At 63.0% G+C, this 18,113-nt stretch carries 15 protein-coding genes; all 15 read right to left on the reverse strand.

The window, feature by feature from the left end; genetic code table 11:
- A partial coding sequence (gene dndD / locus VLR48_RS10600; protein ID WP_325291755.1) for a DNA sulfur modification protein DndD occupies window positions 1-1,921 on the reverse strand: 1,921 nt, incomplete at its 3' end.
- Window positions 1,918-2,562, reverse strand: a complete 645-nt coding sequence (locus tag VLR48_RS10605) for a hypothetical protein (protein WP_325291756.1) — start codon at window positions 2,560-2,562, stop codon at window positions 1,918-1,920. The genes VLR48_RS10605 and dndD, both read right to left, overlap by 4 nt.
- Window positions 2,559-2,753 (reverse strand): DNA modification system-associated small protein, encoded by a 195-nt coding sequence (locus VLR48_RS10610; protein ID WP_325291757.1) that lies wholly within the window; start codon window positions 2,751-2,753, stop codon window positions 2,559-2,561. The genes VLR48_RS10605 and VLR48_RS10610 overlap by 4 nt, the downstream gene beginning before the upstream one ends.
- Window positions 2,750-3,790: a virulence RhuM family protein gene (locus VLR48_RS10615; protein WP_325291758.1), complete on the reverse strand. Its 1,041-nt coding sequence runs from the start codon at window positions 3,788-3,790 to the stop codon at window positions 2,750-2,752. The genes VLR48_RS10610 and VLR48_RS10615 overlap by 4 nt, the downstream gene beginning before the upstream one ends.
- A gap of 2 nt (window positions 3,791-3,792) precedes the next feature.
- Entirely contained in the window at window positions 3,793-4,143 is a 351-nt protein-coding gene (locus VLR48_RS10620) for a DUF86 domain-containing protein (protein ID WP_325291759.1), read from the reverse strand.
- Window positions 4,133-4,441, reverse strand: coding sequence for a nucleotidyltransferase family protein (locus VLR48_RS10625; RefSeq protein ID WP_325291760.1), 309 nt, complete (start codon window positions 4,439-4,441; stop codon window positions 4,133-4,135). The genes VLR48_RS10620 and VLR48_RS10625 overlap by 11 nt, the downstream gene beginning before the upstream one ends.
- A 204-nt stretch (window positions 4,442-4,645) precedes the next feature.
- Window positions 4,646-4,852 (reverse strand): hypothetical protein, encoded by a 207-nt coding sequence (locus VLR48_RS10630; RefSeq protein WP_325291761.1) that lies wholly within the window; start codon window positions 4,850-4,852, stop codon window positions 4,646-4,648.
- Window positions 4,849-6,027, reverse strand: coding sequence for a hypothetical protein (locus VLR48_RS10635; RefSeq protein WP_325291762.1), 1,179 nt, complete (start codon window positions 6,025-6,027; stop codon window positions 4,849-4,851). Before VLR48_RS10635 ends, VLR48_RS10630 begins: the two co-directional genes overlap by 4 nt.
- 182 nt (window positions 6,028-6,209) lie before the next feature.
- Window positions 6,210-8,954, reverse strand: coding sequence for an N-6 DNA methylase (locus VLR48_RS10640; protein WP_325291763.1), 2,745 nt, complete (start codon window positions 8,952-8,954; stop codon window positions 6,210-6,212).
- 134 nt (window positions 8,955-9,088) lie between these two features.
- On the reverse strand, window positions 9,089-13,132 hold the full coding sequence (hrpA, locus tag VLR48_RS10645; RefSeq protein ID WP_325291764.1) for an ATP-dependent RNA helicase HrpA: 4,044 nt from the start codon (window positions 13,130-13,132) through the stop codon (window positions 9,089-9,091).
- A gap of 11 nt (window positions 13,133-13,143) precedes the next feature.
- Window positions 13,144-13,566 (reverse strand): type II toxin-antitoxin system VapC family toxin, encoded by a 423-nt coding sequence (locus VLR48_RS10650; protein ID WP_325291765.1) that lies wholly within the window; start codon window positions 13,564-13,566, stop codon window positions 13,144-13,146.
- Window positions 13,563-13,817, reverse strand: a complete 255-nt coding sequence (locus VLR48_RS10655; RefSeq protein ID WP_325291766.1) for a type II toxin-antitoxin system Phd/YefM family antitoxin — start codon at window positions 13,815-13,817, stop codon at window positions 13,563-13,565. The genes VLR48_RS10650 and VLR48_RS10655 overlap by 4 nt, the downstream gene beginning before the upstream one ends.
- A gap of 103 nt (window positions 13,818-13,920) precedes the next feature.
- Window positions 13,921-15,933 carry an EAL domain-containing protein gene (locus tag VLR48_RS10660; RefSeq protein WP_325291767.1) on the reverse strand — a complete coding sequence of 671 codons (2,013 nt, stop codon included), beginning with the start codon at window positions 15,931-15,933 and terminating at the stop codon, window positions 13,921-13,923.
- A 145-nt stretch (window positions 15,934-16,078) separates the two neighbouring features.
- On the reverse strand, window positions 16,079-17,083 hold the full coding sequence (locus VLR48_RS10665; protein WP_325291768.1) for a S49 family peptidase: 1,005 nt from the start codon (window positions 17,081-17,083) through the stop codon (window positions 16,079-16,081).
- 260 nt (window positions 17,084-17,343) lie between these two features.
- Window positions 17,344-18,003 carry an HAD-IA family hydrolase gene (locus VLR48_RS10670; RefSeq protein WP_325291769.1) on the reverse strand — a complete coding sequence of 220 codons (660 nt, stop codon included), beginning with the start codon at window positions 18,001-18,003 and terminating at the stop codon, window positions 17,344-17,346.
- Between the last annotated feature and the right edge of the window lie 110 nt (window positions 18,004-18,113).

Below are 18,113 nucleotides of genomic sequence, written 5' to 3' on the forward strand. Positions count from 1 at the left end.
CACCGCTCAGACGCGGTTTCAGCGAACGGTAGTAATTGCTGTCGACCTCGGTGTCGGTCGAGAGGATGATCACCTGCTCGCCCGCATTGGGAAAATAGTTGTTCACGATGTTGTCGCGGTGGGTGCTGTCCAGGCGCGAGAGCGGCGTATCGATGATGATCGGCAGCTTCAGCTCGCTGGTTTGCGCAAGGCCCCACAGCAGCGACACGGCGAACACCTCTTTTTCCCCCGCCGACAGCGCCGACTTGCGGATCTCGTGGCCGCTGCGGTCCGTGATCTTGATTTCGTAGGTCTTGTCGTCGATGGTGATGTCCTTGATCAATCCGCTGCGGCTTGAAAGCAGCCGGTACATCTCGAAGGTCTTTTCCTGAAGCAGATGCACCTTGTTCTTGCGCAGACGTACGACGAACTGATTCAGGACGCTGGCAATGTTGTCGCATTCCTCGATGAAGTCTGCCTTTTCCTTCGAGACATGGTGCTTTTCATAGAGCTTCTCGATCTCCAGCTCGATCTCGCGGATTCGCTTATCGAGCCCGAGGATATCCTCCTCGACCAGCCGAAGTTGCTCGGTCTTACGCCCGATCTGGGTCGAGCCGCTTTCCATCGTGCTTTGTAGCTCATCGAACAGATCGCGCTCGGTCGGCGTCAGACTACCGACCTGGGTCATACCTTCGAGCTGTTGGATCTGGGTCTTCAGGCCCATCGCCTCGTCGAGCAGCGGCTTGATCATGAACACATCGCTGTTCTCCAGCGACTCCATGCGGTTCAGGACCCGAGCCGCCTCGCGGTCCGACAGATCCAGGATCTTGACAACATCCGCCGCCGGATCGCCTTCCTTGAGCAGGCGGTAGATGCGTCGCTCCAGCTCGATCATCCGCTCGGCCGACAGCGTTTCGGTGAAGATCGGCTCCGGCTCCTCGACCACGCGCACAATGCGTTTGGCCAAATCGGCGGCATGCTCGCGGATCGCTTCACCACTGGCGGATTCCCGCTCCGTTTCGATTTGACGCCGGATACCGTCGAACAGCTTACCGGCAAGGCTGAAGGGCAGAGCCTTCTCGGAGAGCGCGCGAATCTCGCTTTCCACCTGCGCCAAACGATTGGCGGCATAGACGCGCTTCTTCTCCTGCTCACGCAGTGCCTCGCGCGACTCCGGAGCAACTTGGAAGGCCGCTTCGAAGCGCTTCTTGGCATCGTCCAGCTGCGTCTTGAAGCCGTCCAGCTCCACCTTCAGGTCGTCGCGTTCCTTGTGCTTGCGCGCCAGCTTGCTCTTCTCGCGCTTCAGTTCACTCTGTTTGAAGTCCAGATCCTCGTCGGAGATCTCGACAAAGCCTTTGCGCTCATCCTGCTTGATATAGAGGATGTCGCTGGCCAGACGGTTGATGTACTGGATGCCCAGCGCCGCCTCCAGCGAGGTCTTCAGACGCACCTCGGAATGGTCATCCGCAGCGATCTCCTGGATCTTTTCGCCGTCGAAGAAGAAGAACTGGGTGATGCCCGGCGGGATCGCCGCGCGGATGAAATCCTGCCATAGCTCCTGGTTCTGCACCGATACTCGCTTGCCGTCGCGCACCACCACGAGCCGCTCGGTCAGATCACGCGGACGCGGCTCGCTGACCGCGCCCGCCGTCCAGGAGCGCTTGACCACCAGCTCCGAGCCGTCATCCATCTCCATGACCAGCTCGAAGGCCACGTTGGCGTTGCCCTTGGCCTTCTCGCGCCGGTTGATGTTGCGATGGATATCCTCCGCCTTCCCGCCGTAAAGGCAGTAGGTCACCGCCTCCATGATCGAGGTCTTGCCCGCCCCGTTCATGCCGCCGATCAGGAAGATGCTGCGACCATCACCGCCCACCGGAAACTCGATCTCGGTCGGGAACTGGAAGGATTTGTAGTTCTCGATGGTGAGCTTGCGAAACTTCATTTCTTATCCTCTCCGAGCTCCCATGTTCCTCTTGGCGAATCAGCGCGCAGCGTTCCGTCCTGAACCATCCGATAACGCTCCCACTTGGCGTTGTTCTGCCAGGCGTATTCACGCGTCGAATCACGCCATTCCAGGTCGCCTGGCAACAGTTTCCCATCCAGTTGCCGCCCCATTTCCTCGACAACTTCGGCCGCGCGCGCTTTCCCGCCGAGCGTTTGGAGTGACCGAACGATATGATCTCTCAGCGCGAGGGGGTCTGTTCTGGGCAGGTTGGATCGCTTTCTGGCTTTCTTCTCCGGCTTGCCCGCATCAGCAACCTGATCGAACCCCAAACGATTCCGCAGATCGCTCAGGATGTCGGCAATCTCGTCCACGAGTTGGGTCAAAGCCTGGGTTGCATCCGCATGTATCGAGAGGGCAGCGGCGAGTCGCGTCTTCTCGGCCCGCAAGACATCGGGCACGGTAACCCCCGCCTTTTCCAGCCGCTCGATCGCTTTGGCGATTTCTCTGAGTTGTGTCTCCTGCTCGCCGATGTCGGTGTCATCCGCACCGGAATCGAGCCGGTCAATCACGTCCCGGCATAACTGCGCCAACAAACTCGGATCTTTGGCAAAGCGGTCAATCTCGTCGGGCTCGCTCATCTCGCGCTATCCATGCCATCCGAAAGACTGCTCTTGAGAATCTCACGCAATGCGTCATAAACCCCGGTGCGGCGGTCCTTCAGCTCGTACTCCCGCACGGTCTCCAGCAGCTTCAACACCTTGTCCAGACTCACTCCGTGCTGTTCGCACAGCTCGCGGAGCAGTTGCTGATCGTCATCGGCCAGTGTCATGAAGGCTTCTCCTTGTTTCCGGCGGGAAGACGCTCGATCAATCTGTCGAAGTCGCTCCCGGCGCGATCCTGCTCGGCCATCCGCCGTTGGTGGAACCTCTCGTACGCGTCTTCCGCCCGCTGCTGCGCCATCTGGTGCGAGATCTTGCCTGCGTGGGTCAGGATTTCTCGGTCGTTGATGTTCAGGAAGGCGTCGAGCTTGCTGATCCAGTCGCCCATGTGCATCGGGATGCGGCGCATCGCCTGACCCTCGGCGAAGATCAGGTATTGCTCGACCAGGTTGTTCAAGGCCGCCAGCTCGTCTTCGGTCAGATAGCTCTTGGCGATGCTCACGTCCTGCTTACGCACCTTGGCCCCGCGCCAGTTGGTCAGGCCCATGTTCGGCTGGTCTGCATCGGCGCGACTGTAGACGATCTCGGCGGCGGTCTGTCCGGTGATGGCCCAGTGCATCTTGTTCTGCACCGTTTGGAAAAAGCGAATGCTGATGTCCAGCGTCGGGTCATAGTCGATGCTGGTGGCGTAGATGTCCGTGATCTTCTGGTAGAAGCGCCGCTCCGAGGTGCGGATGTCCTGGATGCGACGGGTCAGCTCATCGAAATAGTCGAAGGGTTGATCCGGATTCTTCAGGCGCTCGTCGTCGAGCGTGAAGCCCTTGACGATGTATTCCTTCAGGCGCTGGGTAGCCCAGATCCGGAAGCGGGTCGCCACATGGCTCTTCACCCGATAGCCGACCGAGATGATCATGTCGAGGTTGTAGTAATCGATGCTGCGTCGCACGGCACGCGCGCCTTCCTGGCGAACTGTTAAGAATTTCTTAACGGTTGCTTCGGGGGCCAGTTCCCCATCCTCATGGATGTTGCGAATGTGCATGCTGACATTGGGCACGGTCGTCTGAAACAGCTCGGCCAATTGTTGCTGCGTCAACCAGACGGTCTCATCCGCCAACCGCACATCGATCTTGATGCGCCCGTCCTCGGCCGCGTAGACGAGGAACTGGCCCCTGGCATCGTCGGGCACTCGCTGGTGGTCCTTGGTCAACGTCAATCCTCCCCCAGCTCGGTCAAGAGATCCTGCACGGTGCTACCCAAGGTCGGCAGGGCCGTCTGGATCGTCGCCCACACCCGTTCATGCGCAACCGCCGCGTAACCGTGGATCAACTGGTTCCGGAAGGCGACGATCTCGGGCAGACGCGGGATGCGCGCGGCCAGCATCGGGTCGAGTTTCGCGAGCTGGTTGAGCGCCTCGCCGATGATCTCGAATTTGCGCTCCACGGCGGAATGCACCAGGGCGCTTGCGACATAGGCCGACAGATCCAGACCGGCGACGAAACCCTGAATGTCCGTGACGGCTTCGCGGACATCCCACAGATAGGCGCGCGGGTCACGCGGCATAGACCAGCTCCCGCGTTCGTTCGATGTCGGCGCGCACGTAGGGGTTGCGCACGGCCGGGTATTCCACCAGATCGACGCCTCGCCCGAGCAGGCGTTCCAATTCGGTTCGGACGATGAACCAGCCGCCCAGATCGGCCTGGGCATCCGGCGCAAACTCCACGAGGAAGTCGGCATCGCTGCTCTCGGGGTCGAAATCCGCGCCGCGCGCGGCGGAGCCGAAGACCTCCAGCCGTCGCACCTGGTAGCGCCGGCAGATGTTGGCGATGGCGGGGCGCTGGGCGGCAATCACGGGGTGCATCGTGACGTTCCCGGCACCTGACCGACTCGCCCATCCCGGACGGTTTCGACCTCCGCGGCGATCTCGACATCCGTGAGCGTCGCGGCTCCCGGCAACGACTGAGTGTTCTTGAACAGATCCCGGAATCCGTCAGCGAGTACGGCAACTACCTCGCCGTTGGCAATTTGTGCCACATCCCCCGATGTCGGCGTGGCGAGACCGCCTTTATGTCGCAGCATGCTCGTTTCTCGATTCATTCGTCGTTGGCGGATACTCGTACTTGATGACCCCGTCCTCGGAATAGACCACCGGGACGCCGTGGCGCCAAGCCTTCTCGCGGGCGCGCAGGGCGGCGCGCTGAAGGGCGATCTCGGCATTGGCCATGTCGGGATCGCGTTCGCGTGGAGTCGCCGGGGTTTGGGGATCGATCATGTCCGGGCGGCCTCTTCGATGAGCTGCTCGACGCGGGATTTGGCATGTTCGAGGAGTTGTTTCGATTCACACTCGGCGGCGGCGGCCTGGTCGTGGAGCCGCCGCAGTTCCTCCTGCAACGACTCCGGCGCGGGCCAGACCAGAAACTTGCGGATGTCGAACGGATAAAGCTCCAGTTGCCCCGAGGATCCTCGCTGGCGCATTTCAACCTGCATCTGGCCCGCCGCACTGTTGAGGTACAGCGACAGGTACACCGGATCGAGATCGTCCGACCGCAGAATGGTGACATGGTTATCCGGGACGGCGGGTTCATCGATCAGATACGGCGCTGCCCGGCCAAGGGTTCCGCGCCCCGTGCCGTTCAGCAGGGTGTCGCCAGCGCGGATCTGGAGGTTGCCGTCTGGATTCGCCGCCGCGAACCGATTGTCTTCGAGCAGGACGCGATTCGGCTGGACGTGCTTCGAATTCATGACCCGGAGCCCGGTAGCGGAGTAGATCGGTTGCTGACCGCGTTGGCAGAACGTCAGATGCCGGTTGAGTGGGGAAAGCGAAATGCCGGGAGGGAGGGAATTCGCGAAAGCATCAAATGCGGGGTAGTAATGCTCTGGATCAAAGCGTCTTGAGGTTTCGATGTCACTAAAGCGCGCGGCGTAGCTTACTGGCTTCTGAAATGTCAGCTTGTCCAGACCAAGCTCGGATTCAAGAAGTTGCTGAGCCCTTAAATATGCCCTCTCAGACTCTGCTAAAAACGAAAAGCGCTTTCGGACGAGATAATCAATTTCTGCTTGAGCCTCGATACTGATTCTTGGGATTAGTAGATTTCCAAGTTTTTCAACTGGAAGATAAGGATTCATTTGTTCGGTCTTCTCGCGGTCAGCAAGTTGCTGACCAAATTGCGAGTTGAGATAAGTTGCCACATAACCTGCATGCCAGCCATCTTTTAAGCGGAGAACTGCGACGTCTTGATTGACAACAGTATCGCCTTTGAGATTGTAGCACGGGGAGGCTTTGGCAATGCGTCGTTTTATTGTAACAACAACCGAATCTTCTGATAGGGCGACTCGATTTAGCTCGCAAGAATAATGAGTCGCGCATACTCGCTTCGCGAGTTCGTAGTTTACAAGAAGAGGGGAAATGCATTCTACAGTTAGAAAATAGATATCACCACGGCTCAAATCATGCCTCAGGGGCGTATGACCGCTTGTGATTCTCTCGCAGCAACATGTTAGTCGATCACACTTTAGGTGTGAGCTGTTGAATAGAGTCTCAATATGTCGGGCTGAGTGGGAATGGTATTCGCCATCCATTCGCCCGCGACTGACTACATCCTTATAATGCGTGCGGCTCCATCTAGCCATCACGCACCTTCCCAAAATCCAAACTGCTGTTCCTGAGCAAACTGAATAAACGCTTCCGCCACGCAAAGCTGTTCATCCGGAATCTGGCTCGCATCGGTCAGGTCTTCCGCCCGCAAGTCGTAATTCACCAGATCCTGATTGACGACCAACTGCCCTTCCTGCGGGTGTCCGTCCGGAAATTCGAACAGGCTGCCATCCTCGTCGAGCATGTACTCATAATCGCCGGAATTGTTCTTGCCCCCGCGCTCGCTGACGGCCATGAAGATGGGATAGTCGAGCCGCTTGGAGACCTCGGCGGCGATCCAGCGCTCCTTGAGGGTGCCGATCAGGTCGTCGTCGGCCAGGATCAGCTCCAGTCGGCCGCGATTAGTGAGCTGTTTCAGGTCGCGCTCGGCCTGGGGGATCCGGATCTCCAATGCCTTGATTTCGGCCTTGATGGGTTTCTGCGCGGCCTTGTGCCGCTCCTTCAGCGCCTTCAGGCTTACCTGATAGGATTGCCTGACCTCTTTCACGCGTGAGCGAAGCTCAGTCTTCTCGCCGCTCCAGCTTAAGTTCATCGCGTCGATCTCCTTGTCTTTCATCTGCTCCAATGCCTCGCGGTCGCTCTCCAGATCCATCAAGCGCTGCTTGGCCTTAAGCAGCGCGGCCTTGAGGTCGTTCAGCCGCTCCTCGGCGAGCGCGACGCGATCCTCATCGGCCCCGGCTGTCTCGGCGTCCTCGCTGTCGTCCGACTCCTCACCGTTGCCACTGGTGGCTTCATCGGTCTCGGGCTCGCTGAAAGTCTCGGCGATCAGATCCGCCACCGCCTCGGGGATGAAGTCTTCCGGCACGTCAGCGGCGGATTCGTAGGCGGCCAGCAGCGTTTTAATCTCGGCCGCGTAATCCGGGCAAGCGCCCGCGACCTGGTCGTGAACCTGGGCGATCAGGTCGAGCTGGTCCTGGGTGTACTTCTGCACGAAGAGCACCGAGGTCTTGGTGCCGGTGTGCGGCTTGAAGGTGTTGGGGTGCAGTCCGACCACCGCCAGCAATCGTGCCTTCTTCAGGATCCATTCACGGATGAAGGCGAGCGAAGAGTTGTTGAATTTGCCCTGCGGAAGCACGATGGCCGCGCGTCCACCGTGCTTGAGCATCTTGAGGATGCGCTCGATGAAGAGGACATCGCGCTCTTCCTTGGGCTGCTTGTCGTCCCCCGCGCGCCGGAGGGCTGGCCGAGCCAGCTCATAGCGCGCGAGCATCTTGCGGTCCTTCATTTCACCGGCGAAGGGCGGATTGGCCAGGATGACGTCGAACTTCAGCTGGTCGAAATACTCCCACGCTTTATCCTCGTCGGTCAGCGACTCGTTCTCGGGAATCAGCTTCGCCGTGAGCCTGGCTCGACGGAGCCCCTGCATCAGCGCCGAGCCCGAACCGGTCTCGTACCAGGTGCGCGGATCGAGGCTGCTGACGTCCGGGCCAAAGATGTTGGTATGACCGTCCCCGGCGATCAGCATCAGGGCGCGCGAGGTCTTGGCGGCACGCTGCTCGAAGTCGATACCCCAGAGGTACTTGGAGGCATAGCGATGCTTGCGCAGCTCGCGCTGGTCGTTGTCGGCCGCCGGGTAGCACCAGTCCATGGCGTGCAGCAGGAAGCCGCCGGATCCACAGGCCGGGTCCATCACGTACTCGTCGCGCTTCGGATTGAGCATCCGCACGCACATCTCGACCACATGGCGCGGCGTGAAGAACTGGCCTTTCTTCTTCTTCGCCTCGGTGGGGAGCAGATATTCGAAGGCGTCGTCCATGATGCGCAGGTTGGAGCCCATAAGCCGCACCCCTTCGATGGGGCCGACGCAGACCTGAAGATGGCGCTTGGCCAATTCGATGTCTTCGCCCTGCTTGAAGATGCCGGGCCACTCGTCGCAGGCTTTGTGAAAGAGGTTGTTGATCCGATCGAAGGTGATCTCGGGGTCCAGCGCCTTGCGGAACTCGACCACCTTGTCCTTGCGTTTCTCCAGCGCCTCTTTCTCGTCCCAGATCTTGGCGAAGATCAGCTTGAAGATCTCGTTGAACTCGTCCTTGCCGCTGTCGGCCAGCACCAGCTCTTCGAGATCCTGAAGAATCTTCTTGAAATTAAAATCATTTTTAAGCTGCAAGAGGGTTTTTTTGGCTTCGAGGACATCCTTGGGTTCCTGACCGCGCCGGGGGAGATCGAACAGGGTGTCGTCGAACTGTGCCGGATAAGGCCGATAGAGAATGATGTTGTCGGCCCCATTGGACCAGACGGCCACAGGCGCGCCCTTGGCGTTCATGTAGCTCTTGAGCTGCTCGATGCCGTCCTTGCGCTTGGGGCGCTTGCACTCGATGATGATCTTGGGCGTGGTCTTGGTTGCGTCGGTGTAAACGATGATGTCCGCCGCCTTGGTGCCGATCTCGGTGCCGAACTGGACGCTCTTCTCCAGGTCGATCTGGTCTAGTGAATAGCCGTACTGGTGAATCAGCTTGTAGACCCAGAGCTGACGGACGATCTCCTCCGGCGCCGATTTGCCGCCCTCGACATAGACCTGCACCTCCTCGTTCCCAGAGGAAAAGGGGATGAAGCTCTTCAGGAAATACTTGGTCTTCCCGGCATCCTTCCCGGTTGCGACGACCTTCGGGTAGATCGCGATGATCTCGTGAATCGGCTTGCCGAGGTTCTCGAACTCGGTCAGCTCGTACTGGATGCCGGGTTCCTTGAAGATACGGTCGATGACTTCCTTCGTGTGCATGGGGACTTGTTCACTCGGTGTGTGGTCGTCGGCATCGGAGCGCCCACGTTTTGGATCCGGGATTGGTCTGCAATCTTACCCTCCAAGCGGCTTGAGCATGCGTAGCCGACCCGCACGCGCCCGGCTATCCTGCCCTACAACCCCAGCTCCCGCCAATGCGCCTCGATGCGTTTGACCGACACCGGGCCGGCGGTGCCGAGGGTTTGGGCGAAGAGCGAGACGCGCAGTTCTTCCAGCAGCCAGCGGATCTCGTCCAGTCGCGCGTCCTCTCGGCCGGCCTTGCGGGCGGCGGCAGTGCGCTCGCGCCAGCGGGTCAGCAGCTCGGCCATGACGGTCATCTGATCGCGGTCGCGTCCGGGGGCGTGGGCGAGCTTGTCGAGACGCTGCTCGGCGGCCTTGAGATAGCGCGGATACTGCTTGAGCCGGACGAAGGGGATCTGCTGGAAGAAGCCCCGGAAGACAAGCCCGTCGAGCTGGTTGCGCAGGTCCTGCGCCGTCGGCTGCCAGTTGACCTGGGTGATGGCGGCGAGGCGCTGGCGCAGTGACTGGTAGGCGGCGAGGATCTCGGCGGCGAGACGGGTGACCTCGTTGGCGGTCGGCTGGAGCCGGCTGCGGGACTCGGCAAGACGGGCCTCGAAATCGGCCTGCTGTCGGATCGGCGGGCGGTCGTCGAGAAAGGTCCGATCGAGGATCAGGGCCAGCAGCTCGTCGGAGAGGTCGGGTGGGCGGGGATCGGATCCGCTCGGCGGGCGCAATGCCTGTCCGCCGACGGTCGTCGCGTTCGGTGATCCGGAGCGCGCCTTCTCCGGACTGGCTTTCTCCGTTCCGGCGGTCTCCGGGATGTCCGTGACGGGCGCCTTGGCATAGAGCAGGCGCAGCCGATCCAGATCCTTGAGCGTTTGGCGGATCGGGCGCAGGTTCGCACCGAGCGTCAGGATCAGAAGCCGGCGCAGGCCCGCACGGTGTGCACGCGCGGCGGCCTCGGGCGAATCCAGCACCCGCACCGCCACGTTCTGGCCTTCGTCGACCAGGGCCGGGAAGCCGCGCATCCGGATCCCGCCGCGGGTGATCTCGACCTGCTCGGGCAGGTCGCCGAAGTCCCAGCGTGTGAGGCCTTCGCGTTCCAGCTCGGCATCCGGGATGCGGGCAAACCGCGCCTGACCCGCTTGGCCGAAACGCTGTTTGAGTCGTTGCGGATCCTCGTCGAGCGCAAGCGCCCTGCCCGCCTCGTCGACGAGTCGGACCTTCATCCGCAGATGCGCCGGGATGGCGTCACGGTCCCAGGCGTCCTCGGGGATGCGCAGGCCAAGCTCGGCCGCGATCCGCTCGGCGAGGACCTGTGTCAGCGGACGATCAATCGGTGCCTTGCCCTCGGCGAGCGCGGCCTTGAGTCCGCCGGCCAAGCGCGCAGCGGTGTCCGGCACCGGAACCAGCGCCGTGCGTAGCCCTTTCGGCAGACCGCGCAGCAGGGCCGTGATGCGCGCCTCCAACAGACCCGGCACCAGCCAATCCAGCCGCTCGGCGGTCACCTGATTGATGAGCGGCAAGGGCACGATCAGGGTCAAACCGTCGGCCGACTCGCCGGGCTCGAAGCGGTATTCGAGCGGCAGCGCCGTGGCGCCGACCTGGAGTCGGTCGGGGAAATGCTCGGGCGTGATCCCCACGGCCTCATGCTGCATCAGATCGGCCGGGCGTAGATGCAGGAGCTTGGGATCCGTACGGGTCGCCTTGCGCAGCCACTGCTCAAGCTGAGGCGTGGAATAGATCCCGGCGGGGATGCGCTGATCGTAGAAGGCGTAGAGCGCCTCCTCGTCGACCAGGATGTCGCGGCGTCGCGACTTGGCTTCGAGGTGATGGATCGACGCGATCAGCTCCTGGTTGTGACGCCAGAAGGGTGCACGGGTGCCGAAGTCGCCTTCCACAAGGGCGAAGCGGATGAAGATCTCGCGCGACTCGGCCGGGTTGATGGGTCCGTAGTTGACGCGCCGCTTGGGCACCAGGGTGACGCCGAACAGGGTTACCTTCTCGTAGGCCGCGACCTGCCCGGTCTTGGCCTGCCAGTGCGGCTCGAAATAGCTGCGTTGCAGCAGATGCTGCCCGGCGGCTTCGATCCAGGCCGGCTGCACGCGCGCGACGATGCGCCCGTAAGCGCGCGTGGTCTCGACCCGCTCGCCCGCCAGGATCCATTTGGGCGACGTCTTGAAGAGTGCCGAGCTTGGATGGATGCGATAGCGGCTGTTGCGCGCGCCCAGGTACTCGTGATTCGTATCGAGCGCGCCGATGTGGTTCAGCAGTCCGGTCAAGAGCGCGCGGTGGATCTGCTCCTCGGTGCCGGCGGTCTGGTTCTCCTTGAAGCCCATCTCCAGGATCTGCTCGCGCAGTTGGGTCTCGATGTCGCGCCATTCCTGGACCCGGTTGTAAGAGAGGAAGTGACGCTGACAGAGCAGACGAAACTGGTTGCGCGAGCGCGCCTTGCGCTCCTTCTCCAGGAAGCGCCAGAGGTTGAGGAAGCTTAAGAAATCCGAGTCCGGATGGGCGAAGGTGGCGTGGATCTGATCGGCGGCGGTGCGCTGCTCGTGCGGACGCTCGCGCGGGTCCTGAACGCTCAGCGCGGCGGCGATCACCAGCACCTCCGCCAGACACTGCTGCTCGGCGGCGGCGAGCAGGATCCGACCGATCCGCGGATCGACCGGCAGACGCGCGAGCCGACGGCCCAGCTCGGTCAACTCGCCGCGGGCATCGAGCGCGGCCAGCTCCTCGAGTGTGCGCTCGCCGTCGGCAACCAGACGCGGGTCGGGCGGGTCGAGGAAGGGGAAGTCGGCCACGTCGCCGAAGCCGAGCAGCTTCATCCGCAGGATCACGGCGGCGAGATTGGTGCGCTGGATCTCGGGCTCGGTGAAGGGCGCACGGGCGGCGAGGCTGTCCTCGCTATAGAGCCGGATGCAGATCCCGGAGGCGACCCGCCCGCAGCGCCCCTTGCGCTGATCGGCCGAGGCGCGCGAGATGCGCTCGACCGGCAAGCGCTGGAGCTGGCGGCGATGGCTGTAGCGGCTGATCCGCGCAAAACCCGGGTCGATGACGTAATGGATGCCGGGGACGGTGAGCGATGTCTCGGCGACATTGGTCGCCAGCACCACGCGCCGGGTGCCGTGCGACTGGAAGATCCGCGCCTGCTCCTGCGGCCCTTGGCGGGCGTAGAGCGGCAGGATCTCGGTCGCGGGCGGATGATGCTTGCGCAGGGTCTCGGCGGTCTCGCGGATCTCGCGCTCGCCGGAGAGAAAGACCAGCACATCGCCGCGTCCGACGCGCGCCAGCTCGCCGACCGCGTCCGAGATCGCCTGCTGCATCGCCTCGTCGCGCTCGCCGACGGATTCGTCCTCGGGCGGCCGATAGCGGACCTCGACCGGATAGGTCCGTCCCGAGATCTCGAGGATCGGCGCCGGGCGGCCCTGCGCATCGGCGAAATGCGCGGCGAAGCGCTGCGGGTCGATGGTCGCGGAGGTGACGATGAGCTTTAGATCCGGTCGACGCGGCAGCAGACCCTTCAAATAACCGAGCAGGACGTCGATGTTGAGGCTGCGCTCGTGGGCCTCGTCGATGATCAGGGTGTCGTACTCGTTGAGGAGCCGATCCTGCTGGATCTCGGCGAGCAGGATGCCGTCGGTCATCAGCTTGATCGCGGTCTCCGGGCGTACCCGGTCGTGGAAGCGCACCTTGTCGCCGACCAGCCCGCCGGCGGTCCCGCCGAGCTCCTGCGCGATCCGATTCGCCAGGGTACGCGCCGCGATACGCCTCGGCTGGGTGTGGCCGATCCGCCCGGCGAGCCCGCGCCCGAGCTCCAGACAGAGCTTGGGCAGCTGGGTCGACTTGCCCGAGCCGGTCTCGCCGCAGAGGACGATCACCTGGTGGACCGAGATCGCTTTCGCGATCTCCTCGCGGCGCTCGCTGACCGGCAGCTCGGGCGGATAGGCGATGATCGACGGCACGCCCGCGCGGCGGCGTTCGAGGATGGCTTGGGATTCGCGCAGGGTCTGCCAAATGGCAAGCAGACCACGCTCGAACGGCTCGCCCGCACACGCGCGACGGCGCAAACCGCGCAGACGTTGGCGCAGCCGGTGGCGGTCCTGAATCAGACAGGTGCCGAGGTCGGCGTCGGTGGGAAACTGGGGGTCGGTCAAGGATGCTTAAATCAAGAGGTCCAGGGATCGAACACCTGCGGATAGAGCCGGAAGTCACCGGTGTTGCGCGTCACGATGGTCAAGCCCCGGCACTGAGCCGTCGCCATGATGAGACCGTCCATTACAGGCAACGTCTGTCCGGCCAACTCTGCACCGGACGCCAACTGAGCCCATACGTGTAGCGCGCCTGCATCGAGGGTCAAGATGCGACCGGCAAACCGCTGCTCCAGCTTACCCAACCAGGCCGCAAGCCTTCGGCTACGGGCGATGTCGGAAACAGCGAGTTTGAGGATGCCTTTCTCGATCTCGCCGATGCTGACGACACTGATGAAGAGGCTGTCCTCGTCCTGCTCGTCGAGCCATTGGATCACGCGGGAGACGGGTACCTTCTTGACGTACTCGGAGAGCACGCAGGTATCGAGAAGCCAACTCACAACGACAGATCTCGTCCCGTATCGCGATCGCGGCCGAAATCGATGTCCTCGCCGGCGATCTCTGGATCCAGTAATGCAGCCGACAACGTTACCTCCTGTCTCTTGGTGAGGCGCGCGTAATCCTCGACGGAGAGGACGACAGCCGTCGGTTTGCCATGCAAGGTCACAAACTGAGGTCCATCGCTTCGGGCCAACTTGATGAGCTGACTCAAGCCGTTCTTGGCCTGTTGCAGTTGCCATTCACCGTGCATACGAACGCCGCTCACCTCTAGCCAGTCTAGCCAGTTTCTCCAAACGTTAGCATAGGAGGTCGCGATAAGCGATCTCGAATGGCCGATTCCACGGGCGACGCGTTCAACTCTCATCCACCGCGCTGAAATCGTAGTCCATGAGAGCACTCGGGGGCTGGACGAAGGGGCCTTGGAGTAGATCGACACCGGCGCGGCACAGACGCGCGATGGTCTCCGGGCTATCGACTCCGCCGGCGATCACGGCAAGGCGCCGTTCACGCAGGCGCTGCACCAGCTCGGCGAGCGGCTCTGGGTCGAGGGACTGGACCAGGGTGCGTGACAGGCGCGCGAAGGTGGCCGGCACACCCGCGAGCACCCGCTCCGAGGCGTCGCCGGCATCGACGTCGTTCAGACAAACCGGGATACCGAGCCGCGCCAATCGAGCAACACGGTCGGCTGTGCGAGCAATGTCGGCGGCCGCTTCATCTACCTGAAACTGGATGACGGGTCGCAAGCAAAAAAGATCGCGCCGGTTGATCTCGTCGCGAACACGGTCGACCCAATCATCGCGCCCCGCGCCGACGAGCGATTGGTACAGGAAAAGCTGTGCCGGCTGGCCGGCGTCTCGGCAGGCCACGAGGGCGTCCAGAGCATTGGCCAAGAGCCAGGCGTCGAGTCGCTCGGCTAGTCCGCAGCGCTGTGCGATCGGCATGAAGGCGCCCGGCAAGAGCAGCTCGCCGTCCGGGGTCTCCAAGCGTGGCGAGACCTCGTAGCGCGCGCTCGGTGCCGGGATCAGGGACACCATGGGTTCGAAGAGCAGTTGTAACCGTTCGGTCAGGATGGCCGCCGATACGGCGTCTTGGTCGGACGTGCGGGGAGGCACGGGGCCGCACCCGTAGCCGACGGGTAGACCATCGCCTGCCTTGCGGGCCGAGCGTGCCGCCTTGGCTGCACGCGACATCAAGGTGACGGCGTCGCCGCCGCTGTTCGCCAAGGTGCACCAGCCGACTCCGACGGCGAGACCTGTCCCGGGAGCGAAACCGACCCGAGACAGGTCCTCCGCGAGCTGCCCGCCGGCACGTGCAAGGCTTGCCGCATCGTCGCGTCTTACCAGGACGGCCAAACTGCGCTCGCCGACGCGCGCGGCCAGATCGGAGGCGCCACACGACTCGGCAACCGCAACGGCAAGGCGCATCAACGAGGCCTCGTCGCCGGCGAGATCCAGCACGACCAGCGCACGGCGACCCGCGTCCGTACCCCCGCGGCCGATCAACTGACCGAGCCGCCCCAACAGATGTCCGAGACTCGCGAGGCCCGTGAGTGCATCGATGGCATCCGGACCAGCCTGGCGCCGTGCGCGCTCGCGTGCGCGCGCCAGTCGCTGTCTCACGCAGGCGACGAGATGATCCGGTGCGACGGGCTTGGCGAGGAAGTCATCACCCCCGACACGCAGGGCCGCCATCTGCTGCTCGGCATCCAATTCGGCGGAGAGAAAGACGATCGGCAGATCGGCGAAGCGGTCCTGCTCGCGGATGATGCGGGTCAGCTCGATGCCGCTTGCTCCGGGCATGTGCAGATCCATGAGCACGAGATCCGGAGTGAAGGCGTCGAGTGCGTCCAGTACCGCGAGCGCATCGCCCACGCGCTCGGTCAGCATGCCGGCGGATTCGAGCACACGCGCGGCGAAGAGTGCGGCCACCGGCTGATCGTCGACCACGAGTACACGATCGGGAGAAGCCGCCTGCTTGCCCGCCAGATCCAGAAGCCGATCGGTCAGCTCTTCGATCTCCATCGGCATCTGTAGGTAGGCCTTGGCACCCGCGCGCATCGCGGCAAGTCGAAAGCGGATATCGCGCCCGGACGCTAGGCAGACCAGCGGGATCGGCTGCCCGCCGCTTTGCTGCGCCCGGGCGACGAGGACGCCGAGCGTATCTGCTTCGGGGAGTGCGTCGAGATCGACGAGCAAGAGCGCCGGCGAGCTCGGGTGTGCGCCGGTTAGCCGCTCGGACGATTCGAAGGTTTCCAGCATGAACCCCTGCGCGAGCAAGAGCGGCCGAAGCGGCGTCGCCAACTCGGCGTTGCGGGTCAGGAGCTGAATTGCGGGCGCGGATCCGGCATCGGCGTTCGTCTGATTCATGGTCGTCGGTCTCGTCCAGCGTGGGCCGAGACCTCGAACACACACGCCGACGCGGCGCTCGGCCCGAGGTCATCGGCGCCGAGGATAAACCGGGCACACGACGTGAACAACTCGCGAATTGACTCGCAGACTTGGGTGACCGACCTCAATAGCCGATGCGCGGGGCTCCGCCGCCGAGCGCCTCGACCAGCCCGGCCGCAAAGCTCGCACCGATGCGTCGCGATAGGCTCTCGAAGAGATCGCGTTCCTTGGTGTAATCGACCAGGGTTTCCGCGCCGATCACGTCGCGTGCAACCGAGCTGGAGCTGCCCAGATCGTCGACCAAGCCCAGCGCGACGGCCTCTTGGCCGCTCCAGAAGAGTCCGCTGAAGACCTCTTCGCCCCCCTTCAGCCGGTCTCCGCGACCGGCTTTGACCTCGGCGATGAACTGATCATGCAGGTTGTCGAGAACAGTCTGGATAAATGCCTTCTGATCCGGCGGCAGCGGGGAGAAGGGGTCGAGGATCCCCTTGTTCTCCCCGGCGGTCAGCAGACGCCGCTCGATCCCGAGCTCCTTGATCGCCTCGTCAAGACCGAAGCTGCCGATGCGCACGCCGATGGAGCCGACCAGGCTGGCCTTGTCGGCATAGATCGAATCGGCGGCAACGGCGATGTAATAGCCGCCCGAGGCGCAGATGTCGGTCGCCACGGCATAGACGGGCATCTCCTTGTCGTTGTCTTCCTTGTACTTGGCCTTCAACCGCTTGATCTCGTCGTTGATATAGCCGGCCTGGACCGGGCTGCCGCCGGGGCTGTTGATGCGCAGGATGATGCCCTTGACCTTGTCGGCCTCGAAGGCTTCGCGCAGGGCGCTGATGACCCGGTCCGCGCTCGCGTCGGCCTCGGGCGCGATGACACCCTTGATGTCGATCACTGCCGTGTGCTCATCGCTCGGCGAGATGCGCTCGAGCAGGTCTTGGGAATAGGCCGCGATCAGCAGTCCGATCAGATAGACCAGGACCAGCGCCTTGAAGAAGACGCCCCAGCGACGACCGCGACGCTGCTCGCGCAGGTGCTCGAGCGCGAGCTTATTGATGAGCGCGCGCTCCCAATCGGGTGCATCGGGCGACGGCATCTCGTCGCGGGGTTTGGTCCAAAACTTCCAATTCATGGGTCACTCCAGGGATTAAACCGCGCCCGGCGCGGTATGCGATGTTTCGGATGAGATCGACGCCGGCAGACTTGACGAGCGTTGGAGTCGGCGCGGTTTAAGAGATTAAAAAATAAGTTGTTATAAACCGCTTCCCCGCTAAGAGGCGTGGATGCTGACACACCTCGAGCTCACTCGAAAACGAGCATCTCGCTCTGAACACGGCTTAGGCCTTGGGTCTCGACGACATGCGGGCGGCAACGCGGCGTCGCGGTCTCGGCTCAGCGCATGCCGTAACCGGTCAGCCAGGCGGGCAGCGCTGCGATGTCGTGGATGCAGTCGAGCGGGGCGTGCGGCAGAAGACGCTCGACCGGGTGGACGCCGTAGGAGACGGCGAGTGCCTTGGTGCGGGCATTCAAGGCCATCTGCATGTCGTACTCGGTGTCGCCGATCATGAGCGTGGCGGAGGCGTCGGCACCGAGCTCGTCCATCAGCTCGAACAGCATCTGCGGGTTTGGCTTGGAGAATGTCTCGTCGGCGCAGCGCGTCGCATTAAAGAGTGCACCGAGACCGGTGTCGGCGAGTGCCTTGTCGAGTCCGACGCGACCCTTTCCCGTGGCGACGGCCAAGCGGTAGCCTTCGTCCGCCAGCTGGCTCAAGGTCTCGCGAGCGCCGGCGAAGAGCACGGAGGGCGTCGGATCGATTTCGAGGAAATAGCGGCGGTAGCCGGTGGCCAGATCCCGGAGGGTCTGCGGATCCGCTTCCGGGTGCAATCGCAGGAGAGCTTCGTCCAGACCCAGCCCGATCACGTCGCGCGCGGCCTCGCGGGCCGGCGGCGGCAGGCCGAGATCGCCGAAGGCCGCCTGAAGACAATGGACGATGCGTGCCTCGGAATCCATCAGGGTCCCGTCCCAGTCGAACACGATCAAGTCGAAGGTCACGCGGCGGGCTCCAATGCAGACAGAAAGTGCTCGAGGTCATCGGGCAGGGGCGCCTCGACCCGATGCGGTCGATCGGCCGTTGCCAACTGGAAGCTCAAGGCGGAGGCGTG

This window comes from Thiocapsa sp., assembly GCF_035467215.1.
In the GTDB taxonomy this organism is placed as follows: Bacteria; Pseudomonadota; Gammaproteobacteria; order Chromatiales; family Chromatiaceae; genus Thiocapsa.

Bases quoted from the DNA above. Each gene is read 5' to 3' on its own strand.
- VLR48_RS10610 (WP_325291757.1), bottom strand. From the start codon at position 2,753: ATGACACTGGCCGATGACGATCAGCAACTGCTCCGCGAGCTGTGCGAA.
- VLR48_RS10660 (WP_325291767.1), bottom strand. From the start codon at position 15,933: ATGAATCAGACGAACGCCGATGCCGGATCCGCGCCCGCAATTCAGCTC.
- VLR48_RS10630 (WP_325291761.1), bottom strand. From the start codon at position 4,852: ATGATCGATCCCCAAACCCCGGCGACTCCACGCGAACGCGATCCCGAC.
- VLR48_RS10655 (WP_325291766.1), bottom strand. From the start codon at position 13,817: ATGCACGGTGAATGGCAACTGCAACAGGCCAAGAACGGCTTGAGTCAG.
- VLR48_RS10625 (WP_325291760.1), bottom strand. From the start codon at position 4,441: ATGCACCCCGTGATTGCCGCCCAGCGCCCCGCCATCGCCAACATCTGC.
- VLR48_RS10665 (WP_325291768.1), bottom strand. From the start codon at position 17,083: ATGAATTGGAAGTTTTGGACCAAACCCCGCGACGAGATGCCGTCGCCC.
- VLR48_RS10605 (WP_325291756.1), bottom strand. From the start codon at position 2,562: ATGAGCGAGCCCGACGAGATTGACCGCTTTGCCAAAGATCCGAGTTTG.
- VLR48_RS10640 (WP_325291763.1), bottom strand. From the start codon at position 8,954: ATGCACACGAAGGAAGTCATCGACCGTATCTTCAAGGAACCCGGCATC.
- VLR48_RS10620 (WP_325291759.1), bottom strand. From the start codon at position 4,143: ATGCCGCGTGACCCGCGCGCCTATCTGTGGGATGTCCGCGAAGCCGTC.